Source organism: Clostridium sp. AM34-11AC, assembly GCF_003435375.1.
Lineage (GTDB): Bacteria > Bacillota > Clostridia > Lachnospirales > Lachnospiraceae > Pilosibacter > Pilosibacter fragilis.
Map to the genome: position 1 here is coordinate 70,702 of NZ_QWGL01000009.1, position 12,500 is coordinate 83,201.

Sequence of the window (12,500 nt, forward strand, 5' to 3'; positions counted from 1 at the left end):
AGTGGCCTGATGTGAGATGAACCATGCGTCATGTGGATAAAATCCGGCTCCGGCGTTTGAAAGACCGTGTATCCGTGGATAACTCCCGCGAGATGGATAAAAGGGTATCGCTGCATGTGTATATTTATTTATGTAGGAGAACAAGCAGAATGAATTTTGTTGAAAAAGTATTTGGTACGCACAGTGACCGGGAATTAAAGTATATTTACCCGATCGTCGATAAGATCGAAAAAATGCGTCCGACCATGCAGGCGATGTCTGATGAAGAATTAAAGGATCAGACAAGAAAATTCAAAGAGCGCCTCGCACAGGGGGAGACTCTGGATGATCTTCTGCCGGAGGCATTCGCAACCGTCAGGGAGGCAGCCAAGAGAGTTTTAAAGATGGAGCACTATCCGGTACAGCTCATCGGTGGTATCGTCCTTCACCAGGGACGTATCGCTGAGATGAAGACAGGTGAAGGTAAAACTCTTGTTTCTACCTGTCCGGCATACTTAAATGCCCTCGCCGGAAAAGGCGTTCAGATCGTAACAGTCAACGACTATCTGGCAAAACGTGATGCCGAGTGGATGGGACAGGTTCATGAGTTTCTCGGCTTAAAGGTCGGTGTGGTATTAAACTCCATGACCTCCGAGGAGAGAAAAGCCGCTTACCAGTGTGACATCACTTATGTGACAAACAACGAGCTCGGTTTCGATTACCTTCGTGACAATATGGCGATCTACAAAGAGCAGATGGTACTCCGTGATCTCGACTACTGTATCATCGATGAGGTGGACTCCGTATTGATCGATGAGGCGAGAACCCCGCTTATCATTTCCGGACAGAGTGGAAAATCCACAAAGCTCTATGAGGTTTGTGATGTTCTCGCAAAGCAGTTAGTCCGCGGTGAGGAATCCGGCGAGTTTAACAAGCTCAACGCCATCATGGGCGAGGAGATCACCGAGACCGGTGATTTCATCGTAAATGAGAAAGAGAAAGTCGTAAACCTGACAGAACAGGGTGTTAAGAAGGTCGAGGCATTCTTCCATATCGACAACCTCGCGGATGCGGAGAACCTGGAGATCCAGCACAACATTATCCTTGCACTCCGCGCCCACAACCTCATGTTCCGCGATAAGGACTATGTGGTCAAGGACGACGAGGTCCTGATCGTTGATGAGTTCACAGGACGTATCATGCCGGGCCGCCGTTACTCCGATGGTCTCCATCAGGCCATCGAGGCGAAGGAGCATGTAAACGTTAAGAGAGAGTCCAGAACCCTCGCGACGATCACATTCCAGAACTTCTTTAATAAGTATGCGAAAAAAGGCGGTATGACCGGTACAGCCCAGACGGAGGAGAAAGAGTTCCGCAATATCTACGGTATGGACGTTATCGTGATCCCGACAAACCGTCCGGTTATCCGTAAAGACTTAAATGACGCGGTATATAAGACAAAGAAAGAGAAATTCCATGCAGTTGTTGAGGAGATCGTAAAGGCCCACGAGAAAGGACAGCCGGTCCTCGTCGGTACGATCACCATCGAGACATCTGAGATGTTAAGCCAGATGTTAAAGAAGCGCGGGGTTCCGCATAAAGTCTTAAACGCAAAGTACCATGAGCTGGAGGCTGAGATCGTAGCTCAGGCCGGTATTCACGGCGCGGTGACTATCGCGACGAACATGGCAGGCCGTGGTACCGATATCAAGCTTGACGACGAGTCAAAGGCTCTCGGCGGCTTAAAGATCATTGGTACAGAGCGTCATGAGTCCAGACGTATCGATAATCAGCTCCGCGGACGTGCAGGACGTCAGGGCGATCCGGGTGAGTCCCGCTTCTATATCTCCCTTGAGGACGATCTGATGCGCCTCTTCGGTTCCGACAAGTTAATGAGCATGTTCAATGCCCTCGGCGTTCCGGAGAACGAGCAGATCGAGCACAAGATGTTATCTTCCGCGATCGAAAAAGCACAGCAGAAGATCGAGACGAACAACTATGGTATCCGTGAGAACCTCTTAAAGTACGATGAGGTCAACAACGAGCAGCGTGAGGTCGTATATGCTGAGCGCCGTCAGGTACTCGACGGTGAGAACATGCGTGAGCTGATCATGAAGATGCTCAACGATATCGTTGAGGGCGCTGTGGATATGTCCGTCAGTGACGAGCAGACTCCGGAGAACTGGGGCTTCAAGGAATTAAATGATCTTCTTCTTCCGATCATCCCGTTAAAGCCGATCGAGCTGACTGACGAGATCAGCAAGATGAGCAAGGACGAATTCAAGCACATGTTAAAAGAACTGGCAACGAAGTTCTACGAATCCAAGGAGGCAGAATTCCCGGATGCAGAGCAGGTGCGTGAGATCGAGCGTGTCGTTCTCTTAAAGGTGATCGACAACAAGTGGATGTCCCATATCGACGATATGGATCAGCTCCGTGAAGGTATCGGTTTACAGGCTTACGGCAACCGTGATCCGCTCGTAGAGTACAAGATGAACGCTTACGAGATGTTCGATGATATGACTGCGGCGATCCGTGAAGATACGATCCGTATTCTCTGCCATATCCGTGTAGAGGAGAAGGTGGAGAGAGAGCCGGCTGCCAAGGTTACAGGTACAAACCGTGACGATTCCGCGGCGAGAGCTCCGCAGAGACGTCAGACACAGAAAATCTACCCGAATGATCCGTGTCCGTGCGGATCCGGCAAGAAATATAAACAGTGCTGCGGAAGAAAACCGTTAGCATAGGATCAATACCAATTGTTTTATGAAATGATGGTCAGCGCGGAACCTCTGCGCTGACCTTGTTAAATCATTATAAGAAAGGTAACATTCCGTATGGTCCGCACAGGGAACAGGCGGCCTTGGTGAAATGTTATTAGAAAGGACAGATTCTATGGTTGAGTTAGACCAGTTTAAATATACATTATCCACATATGAAACTCCACTGAAGGAGGTCAGGGACTCCCTGAATCTGGAAGCGAAGATCAGAAGGATCGACGAGTTGGACAAGACCATGGAGGAGCCGAGCTTCTGGGAGGATGCGGAGAAATCCACGAGACTCGTGAAGGAAGCGAAAAACCTGAAAGATACGGTCGCAGAGTACAACAAGCTCCAGAATCAGTACGAAGAGATCGGTCTGATGATCGAGATGGGGTATGAGGAAAATGATCCGGAGATCGTTCCGGAGATCCAGGAGATGCTCGACGAGTTCACATCTGAGCTCGACGCACTCCGTCTCCGCACACTTCTCACAGGGGAGTACGATAACAACAACGCGATCTTAAGACTGAATGCCGGAGCGGGCGGAACAGAGTCCTGTGACTGGTGCAGCATGTTATACCGTATGTACTGCCGCTGGGCAGAGAGAAAAGGGTACCAGGTGGAGGTACTCGACTTCCTGGACGGCGAGGAAGCCGGAATCAAGTCGGTTACGATCCAGATCAACGGAGAGAATGCGTTCGGTTACTTAAAGTCCGAGAGAGGTGTACACCGCCTTGTAAGGATCTCTCCGTTCAACGCCAACGGAAAGAGACAGACATCCTTCGTATCCTGCGATGTAATGCCGGATATCGAGGAAGACCTTGATATCGAGATCAATCCGGATGATTTAAGGATTGATACCTACCGTTCCAGCGGTGCCGGTGGACAGCACATCAACAAGACATCCTCCGCGGTCCGTATCACCCATATCCCGACTGGCGTTGTTGTACAGTGCCAGAATGAGCGTTCCCAGTTCCAGAACAAGGACAAGGCGATGCAGATGTTAAAGGCAAAGCTGTATATGTTAAAGCAGCAGGCAAACGCGGAGAAGCTCTCCGACATCCGCGGCGATATCAAAGATATCGGATGGGGAAGCCAGATCCGTTCCTATGTACTCCAGCCGTACACGATGGTAAAAGACCACCGTACCGGTTTTGAGAGCGGAAACGTAAACGCTGTTCTTGACGGCGGACTCGACGGATTTATCAGCGCCTTCTTAAAGTGGGAAAGTCTTGGACGGCCGCAGGTAAAGGGCGGACAGGATGTAGAATAGAAAGAGACGGGAATGCCGTGAGGCGGAACTGTTATCATGAAAAAAGCGTATCAAAAGATGTGATAATACATCGGTTGATACGCTTTTTCTATATGCTTCTGTATCATAGATGCCCCCGGCAGGAATATTTCATGCCGAGGGCTGGGAACGGGTATAGAAATTATAGTCGACAGGAAGAAAGCTTCATGTCTTCAAGGAATGGAGTGGTCAGCTCGCTATTAGCGATTAGTCCCTGATATAGGTTCTGTCGTTTACAATAATCGTATCATAATCTACGATCGTCAGATTACGTGAATTGGAGGAATCGCGGTATTTTGTATTGCTGACTTTAGAGAAGTTGTATATATGGGTATCTCCGTCGGTATCATAGTAGAATGCCGCAATAGAATCGCCGGCACCGAGCATAAACTCAAAGTAATCTTCTCTGTTCTCGTCGTTGATCCGGAAGGTTCCGACCATATCCTCGTTTGTGTAAACAGTATTGTCAGATGTGCTGTTATCAGCAGCGGTATTGTCGTTGGAACCGGATTCATTCTGCATATCTTTCGCAAATTTTAACTGTACGGAATTGCCGATGGTCCAGGCGCCTTCTTTGTTTACTGTATAGCCGTCCGGGGTTGTTGTATCCGCGTACATATATCCGTTTGAATCAAATGCGTAGCATTCGTAGATGCCATCTTTATTTCCATCCAGCCATTTCCACTGGGATACCGGGTAGGAGCCGTTGTCTTCCTGCCACCACCAGCCTGTGGTGTTCTGTACCCATTGTCCTGCGAAAGCGGTCATTCCCATAGAAGCAGCCATTGCTGCGGTAAGCGCGAGAGTCATAATCTTCTTTTTCATAGTGAAACCTCCTGAATTTTTTGGTTGGTTATGTTTTCCTTTTGATAAAATAAGTATATCAGTGAAATGTGATTAAGCTGTGAATACTTTGTGGTGAAACCTTGAGGAATCTGTGGCGGAGGTGTGTCAAGAAGAAGAGGAAAATCAGGCAGGGAGAGGTGAAATGGTAAAGGTGCAGGAAGAGAAAATTTTGTTGACAGGAAATTGCAATATGTAGAAAAAGAAAAGGCACCTTCGCCAAGTCAGTGAAGATGCCCTCAATTGCAGATTGTAGAAGCTTATAGTAAATACTAAAAACATATTGTCAACATCTGCGGTGTATTTAGGTGGAAGGTTAATGCTTAATCGTACACTTCTCAGTGCTCCGCTCATGGCGTAAAACACCCTTACTATCTGTGCAATAATAGTAATCGTCAGCGTCTTTTATGTTCTTTTTATTTTTCTGGATCGTACCGTTTTCGTTGATAAGGTATTCCTGATCCTTGTATGTAACGGCTTGGTACTTTGTATCCTCATCAGCTGTCAGACGTAAACCGTTCATATAGATATATCCGTCTGAGATACCGGTTTCGCCGACACCTCTTGGAGAACCATTAGACTTAAAGCTGAAGGTATATGTGGAACCATCAAGGCTGATGGTAGTTGTACCTGTTTTTGCAGCGCCACTGTCGGAAAGGTATAATAATTTTTTGGTGTCGGAATCCATATTTTTGATGGTATCGATGGAATCAACTTCAGAAGAAATCTTGGTGATTTTAGAACCATCGTATGTAAGAATTCTTAATCCCGTGAGCATCTCTCCGTCCTCGTTGAATAAGTAGGATTTTCCATCGATTGTTTTAGCAACTCCAACTTCGCCGTCGGCAGTAGGAATAGTGATCTCGCCCTTGGAGTTTGCATAATACCAATGAGTCGTACCATTTTCATGGTCATTGCTGTTTAACTCTTTAGACGGAACAGCCTGGAACCAACCGGTATGAAGCTTCGGTTCCTCTTCATCACCGTAATATTTCCAAGTACCCTTGTCGCTGTTGTGTACCCAGGAATCCTGAGCAACACCTCTGTCATCGAAGGTGTATTTTACATTGCCGATGGTCTTCTCTGTGCTGACGGTCTTCTTACCGTTGGAAGCAAAGTAGAAGTGGTAAGTCGGCTCGTTATCGTCCTCGTTGTCATCGTCCTTAACGCTGATGTATACCCAGGCGTTTGTAACGAGACTTCCGTCGCCTTCCGAGTCACCGTAGTATGTAGCTGTTGCCCAGTCGGAATCATCGGAGATATTCTCACCGGCAGCTGTGATCCAGCCTGTGAGCATTCTTCCATACATATCAAACGCGAACTTCTTTCCGCCGATATCAGCGATCTTTACAGTATCGCCTGTTGTGCGGAGCGCACGTCCATTATTGTCGAAGTAGTACCAGCTTGCGTCGCCGACTTTATCGTCACCCTGCCAACTCGGGTTTTCAAGGAAACGCCAGCCGTTCTTTAACATCTGGCCGCCGTTTCTTAAGTAGTAGTAGTTTCCGTTGTCCTCAAGAAGTGTGTTGCGGACCATATATCCGTCAGAGCCGAGATAGTAAGACTCGCCGTTGTCAGATCTCCACGCGCTTGTCACGTTGTTGCCATTATTATCAGTGTAGACCCATTCGCTGTTTACGGACTTCCAAGCAGCAAAAGAACTGAATGAAGCACCCAGAGCGAGAACTGCGGATGCGGAAAGTACTGCCAGGCAGAAATTTTTCTTTCTCATTTAATTTTCCTCCTCATAGAAATTGTAACAGCAGCCAGATCGTTGTTTTCACGGCTGCTGAAAATTCTCAAATTGTTTACATATTCTATTATACCAGAATTCCGATTTATGACAATGGTATTTTCCCTTCAACTTGTGGTAAATGTGTGGCAGGGGAATTACAAATTGTTTAAGAAAAACGTACGGATCAAACTTTATGATGAAAGTGATCGATCCGTACGTTTCGTAGCTCCTATTTTATGATTTCAGGTAATCCGACGCGTCCTTTAAGAAGCTGGCGATGATCAGCAGGATCACGAACGCTACCGGGAACGCCGCGATGATGGACACGCTCTGCAGGTTCGCCATGGAGCTGTCGGAAAATACAAGCGCCATTGGCAGCAGGATCAGCATGATCGCCCAGAAGGCCTTTACGGCGTTGTGGGGCTCCTCATCGCCTGTGATCTGGCGGTAGGTGTAGGAGGAAGCCACAAGGGCGATGGAGTCGAAGCTGGTGGCGTAGAAGGCTACCATGGCAACGATCAGAAGCACAAGGACAAGTGGCGCAAGCGGCAGTGTCTGGATGATGGAGATGATCGTTGTGTAGAGATCATTTCCGGCGGCGTAGATCGCCATCACGTCAAGTTTTCCGCTCACCTGGAGTCCGAGGCTGTAGTTTCCTAAAATAATGAAGCTCAGGCAGGTGGCGCTGACGCAGCAGGCATATCCGCCGAGGATCGTCTGCCGCACCGTTCTTCCGCGGGAGATGGATCCGATAAAGAACGGAGATGCCACGCACCACACCATCCAGTAGGCCCAGTAGAAGATCGTCCATGTCTGCGGGAAGGAAGTGGTCCGCTGCGGGTCTGTGAAGGTTGCGAGGCCGAGGAAATTCTGAGCAAGATTTCCGACAGCCGCAAAGCCTGTCTCCAGAATATACCGTGTCTCACCGCCGAGGAACAGCACATATGCGAGCAGGGCAAAGAACAGATACATGCAGGACTTTGCAAGAAGGGAGATCCCCTTCATGCCGTGGAGCAGGGCATATGTGTAGAAGACGCAGGTGACGCCTAAGATCGCGATCGTTATCCATTTGGAGGATGGAAGGTGGAACAGGGTCGTCAGTACCTGGGACATCAACGGAGTCGCCAGTGCAAATGTCGTTGTGGTTCCTGCGAGGAGCGCAAAGAGCGCCAGAAGGTCGATGAGCTTTCCGGAAATCCCATCTACCTTGTTTCCGAGCAGCGCGCGGCAGGCTTCTGAATATTTCTGCTTATGACAGCCTCTCACATGAAGCATAAAGCCGAAGGAGACGGCGAGTACCAGATAGAATGCCCACGGGATCGGACCCCAGTGGAACAACGGGTAGGTGCTGGACCAGGTCTGCATGGAACCGAGCTCTGCGATATGCGGATCGTTCGCGTAAAGGATCCATTCACAGAAGGAGTAAAACAGGATATCGGCTGCGAGTCCGGAGGTGAACATCATGCTCGCCCAGACGAAGAGGGGATATTTTGGCTTTTCATCCGGTTTCCCGAGGCGGATCGTACCGAATCTGGAAAATGCCAGATACAGGGATAGCAGGAAGACAAAGAGACCGACGGCAAGATAGAACAGGCCGAAGGTATCGCCAAGGATAAAACGGATCGTGTCGAGAACGCTCTTTGATGCATCCGGCATCAGGATGAAGCAGACACAGAGCGCCAGGATTGCAAGAAACGGTACGATCACAGTGACCCAGTCGATCCGGTCTTTTAATGGTGTTTCGGAATTTTTGGAACTCATAATTTGAAACCTCCTACGATGTTCAAAAATTAAATATTTATCAAGATATTGAACATTATAGCACTGTAGGAGGGAGAATGCAAGGGGAAATGATACGATTCTGCCACGGCCACTGTATTATACAACCCTTTCAGTTCAGAATTTGCCCGCCTCCCTGCACGGGAACAAGGACCCGGCGTCAGTTCGGATCATGGGAGAATGGAATGTTTGCGTTTTTCCCTGCGATTCGGATAAAATTGATCGTCAGGAATGTCACACAGAGTATCCAGCCGAGACCGGAAAAGAGAGCAACCGCGGTGAGCCCCATCTTTCCGATCATGATGGCGGAACAGATCGCACGGAAAATAATGTGTAGGGTTGTTCCGCAGAAGGCGATGACCATGTAACCCTGTCCTTTAAAGTATCCCATGTAAGCACTTCCTGTAAAGCAGAATATATAGAAAACAGAGATCAGTCTTATATAACTGTTTCCGTAATAGAGAGCCAGCTCGTCTGAAGAACTCAAAAACAGCCGGAGTGCAGGATTGGAACCAAAGAACATGAAAAGGGAGATCACCACACAGACCGTCCAGTTTAACATCAGCCCCCAAAATAGACTTTTTTTCACCCGGTCATGATTTCCAGCCCCAAGATTCTGGGAGACCATGACGGAGACCGCATTTCCTCCGCTGTCACCGAAGGAATTCGCGAATCCCTCAATGCGGGTCGCTGCCGTATAGGCAGCGATTCCCGGTGTTCCGAGTGTATTGACACTGCCCTGAACAAGAATCTTTCCGATATACAGGCTGGAGGCCTGAAGCGCCGAGATGAGACCGTAGCGCAGAGTGTGGATCATAAGATCCTTATGAGCACCAATATCTTCTCTGCGGCAGAGCAGTCCCGGATAAGTATCCCGCAGATACAGAAAACAGCAGATTGCGGAGAAAAACTGTGACAGGATCGTGGCCGCGGCAGCACCGCCGGTTCCAAGTCTCAGAATGCCGATAAAGAGAAAGTCCAGAGCGATGTTCACTGTGATGGCGGCGGCGAGAAAAGACAGGGCAACTCTGGTGTTGCCGATAGACCGCAGGATTCCGGATAAAAGGTTATAAAGACAGGTAAAAGGAAGCCCTGCGAGGATAATGAAAAGGTAGGATTCAGCGTAAGGAATGAGTTCGTCCGGGGTGTGGATCAGGTTTAAGATCGGATCCAGAAAGACGGTACACACACCGCTGATGATAAGGGCGATGATCATGCCGAGAAGAAGAGCGGTGAAGACTTCCTCGCGGTATTTTTTTCTGTCACCGCTTCCGTAGAACTGACCGAGGATTACCGTGATCCCGGCGCAGAAGCCGTCGAGGATGAAGATAAAAAGGTTCATAAGACTGCCGGAGATTCCCACAGAGGCAAAGGCGTTGGTGCCGAGAAATCTGCCCACGATCAGTGAGTCGGCAGTGTTGTAAAGCTGTTGTAAAATGTTTCCAAGCAGCAGTGGAACGGCGAGGGTTAAGATCTGCTGTCGGATATTGCCGGAAAGTAAAGAGGTCTGGTTCATGGTTATGTACTCCTGAAATATAATCTTCTGATACCGGATGTTCCGCACTGCGTACTCCAAATTCTATGCGCTGCTCCGGCTGGTGCGAAATCTGATGGTTCAGTACCTTCACAGAAATCAGTGTATCACAGAAAATATTAATTGAAAAATGAATAATTAAAAAGTAAAATATAATCAAAATGATATATTTTGAACAGGATAAAATATTTGCAGTAAAGAAAATCGGAGAAAACGGAGATCATTATGACAAAAACAGAGTTGGAGGCATTCCTGGCAGTTCTCCAGTATGGCAGTATCTCAGCAGCGGCAGAACGGCTTTTTATCACACAGCCGGCTATGAGCCGCAGAATGAAATCGATGGAAGAGGAACTGGGATACAGCCTTTTTGAGCGTGGACGCGGTCAGAGAAGCGTGGAACTTACAGAGAATGGAAAAGAATTCGTTCCGGTCGCGGAACGCCTGTTGACACTTTACAGGGAGGCGGAGGAGATACCGAGAAGAAAGAAAAGTCCGCTTCTGCGGGTCAGCACAGTGAACAGCATTGCTTTTTATCTGATGCCGGCTGTATTGAAAGAAATGATGTCCGCTCGGGACACCTGCAGCATTGAATTTAAGACGGGGCGTTCTTCTGATATTTATGGGTATGTGGAAAATGGAAGTGTTGATGTGGCTCTGGTCTCGGATCTTTTAAATTCCAGAAGAATAGTTCCGTTCCCGGTGTTCAGGGAGCCGTTCGTGTTTGCCGGTGGTGAGAGCTGGAGAGAAACGGGGCGAGTGACTCCGGATATGCTGGATCCGGAAGAACAGATCCGGCTGCCGTGGAATCCGGAATATGATATCTGGCACAGCCGATGGTTTCCGCTGGATGCAAATCCGAGTCTCACAGCGGATAAGATGGAATTTCTGGAATACTTTCTGAATGGAAAAAAATGGGCGGTGATCCCGCTTCTTGTTGCAAGGCGATTCAAGAGACAAGACGTGTGGATCTGTCCGATGGAAGGCGGACCGGAGGACATGACGATCTATGGACTCACAAAAGAGAATCGGATGGATGATCAGATCCGAAGATTTTTTCAGTGTGTGAGAGAAGAACTGCAGATGATCGATGGGATAGAACTGTTTTCAGGAAGATAAAGAGAGATTCTGGTCGTTCAGAAAAATTTACAATTAAATTTCAGACAGGAAAAAGAGCCCGGACACCGGAACATACCCCAGGATTCCGGTGCGGGCCCTTTTTCAAGAGTTACAATCTATGATCCCAAATTGGATCTTACAGGAAGTTCATAAATGTCGTAATAATAAGTGCATTGAAGAAATCGATGAACAGACTTCCTACTAACGGCACTACGAAGTATGCGGTCGGAGCCGGACCATACTTTGCGGTGATCGCCTGCATGTTTGCCATAGCGTTCGGTGTAGCGCCCATACCAAATCCACAGAAGCCGGATGTCATAACGGCTGCGTCGTAGTTCTTTCCGAGAAGGTTGAATACTACGAAGTAAGCGAAGATTGCCATGAGAACTGTCTGTGCCGCAAGCATTACGATCATCGGAAGTGCAAGCTCTGCAAGCTGCCATAACTTTAATCCCATCATTGCGAGACCAAGGAATAAGGAAAGAGAGAAGCTTCCGATCGTGCTGATCTCTTCCATCGGCATATCTTTGTGGGTTGCGTCAACAATGTTACGGATGATAGCAGCAACAACCATTGCTCCGATGTAGCTCGGGAATGTCATTAACTTGTTAAGGAATAAAGAAACGATCGTGCCGGCACCGATTGCGATTGCAAGGTATAATGCGCTGTCCAGGAATCTTCTGGAATCGATCGCGCCGGTAACTTCGTTCTTATCAACTGTAACCTCATCACTGCCGGTAGCAGTCTCTGTGGACTTTAAGTTCAGGGAATGGATACGACGGTAAGCGAGCGGTCCGCCGATCATACAGCCGGCAACAAGACCGAAGGTTGCGGATGCGATCGCAACCGCGTTAGCGCCTGCAACACCAGCTTCCTCAAGAACCGGTCCGAATGCACCTGCGGTACCATGTCCGCCGACCATCGGGATGGAACCAACCGCAAGACCAAGTCTCGGGTCGAGATGGAAAGCACCGGCAAGTACAGCGCCAAGGCCATTCTGAAGAGCAACCATGATAATGGAAACTAACAGGAATAAGAGTACCTGAACGCCGCCCTTCTTTAAGAGACGGAAACATGCGGTGTAACCAACACTACAGAAGAATACAGTCATGAAGAAGGACTGTAAAGTGTTGTCGAAAGAGATTTCGAGGATTCCTGCGGATCTTAAAATCAGGTGAACAACTGCGTAAACAACGCCGCCGACAACCGGCTCAGGAATACAGTATTTTGTTAAGAATGGGATCTTGCTTACAAGGAAACGTCCAAGAAGCAGAACGAGAGCAGCAACTGCGACTGCCTGATACATGTTAAGTTCAATTTGTAACATAGTTTTTTATACCTCCATACCTTTTATGGTCAGAGTATAAGAATGTTCCTTCAAAAAAAATCATAAAGTTACAAAAAGTTACAAAAATTACTTAACAAAAAATTGTAAATTCTTAACAAGATTTCTACATGTAA

Annotated in this window: 8 protein-coding genes; 3 read left to right on the plus strand and 5 right to left on the minus strand. The window is 48.1% G+C overall.

The genetic code is table 11. The features are described from left to right. The first annotated feature begins 149 nt into the window (after positions 1-149). Together secA and prfB are read left to right on the plus strand one after the other, a co-directional pair. On the plus strand, positions 150-2,726 hold the full coding sequence (secA, locus tag DW826_RS07800) for a preprotein translocase subunit SecA (protein WP_015553798.1): 2,577 nt from the start codon (positions 150-152) through the stop codon (positions 2,724-2,726). 148 nt (positions 2,727-2,874) lie between these two features. Then, entirely contained in the window at positions 2,875-4,014 is a 1,140-nt protein-coding gene (gene prfB, locus DW826_RS07805; RefSeq protein ID WP_117552468.1) for a peptide chain release factor 2, read from the plus strand. 225 nt (positions 4,015-4,239) lie between these two features. Here prfB and DW826_RS07810 read toward each other — a convergent pair whose 3' ends face one another. The 4 genes from DW826_RS07810 to DW826_RS07825 form a co-directional block, all read right to left on the minus strand. Then, positions 4,240-4,857, minus strand: coding sequence for a hypothetical protein (locus DW826_RS07810; protein ID WP_117552459.1), 618 nt, complete (start codon positions 4,855-4,857; stop codon positions 4,240-4,242). Between the two features lie 334 nt (positions 4,858-5,191). Continuing rightward, a complete protein-coding gene (locus DW826_RS07815) occupies positions 5,192-6,607 on the minus strand; it encodes a cell wall-binding protein (RefSeq protein ID WP_117470176.1) in 1,416 nt (471 codons plus the stop codon). A 237-nt stretch (positions 6,608-6,844) separates the two neighbouring features. Further along, on the minus strand, positions 6,845-8,371 hold the full coding sequence (locus tag DW826_RS07820) for a BCCT family transporter (RefSeq protein ID WP_117470177.1): 1,527 nt from the start codon (positions 8,369-8,371) through the stop codon (positions 6,845-6,847). Between the two features lie 178 nt (positions 8,372-8,549). Beyond that, positions 8,550-9,905: an MATE family efflux transporter gene (locus tag DW826_RS07825; RefSeq protein ID WP_117503190.1), complete on the minus strand. Its 1,356-nt coding sequence runs from the start codon at positions 9,903-9,905 to the stop codon at positions 8,550-8,552. A 243-nt stretch (positions 9,906-10,148) separates the two neighbouring features. Here DW826_RS07825 and DW826_RS07830 point away from each other — a divergent pair, with 243 nt between their 5' ends. Next, positions 10,149-11,039: a LysR family transcriptional regulator gene (locus tag DW826_RS07830; protein ID WP_117503191.1), complete on the plus strand. Its 891-nt coding sequence runs from the start codon at positions 10,149-10,151 to the stop codon at positions 11,037-11,039. A gap of 136 nt (positions 11,040-11,175) precedes the next feature. Here DW826_RS07830 and gltS read toward each other — a convergent pair whose 3' ends face one another. After that, positions 11,176-12,366: a sodium/glutamate symporter gene (gene gltS, locus DW826_RS07835; RefSeq protein WP_015553794.1), complete on the minus strand. Its 1,191-nt coding sequence runs from the start codon at positions 12,364-12,366 to the stop codon at positions 11,176-11,178. Between the last annotated feature and the right edge of the window lie 134 nt (positions 12,367-12,500).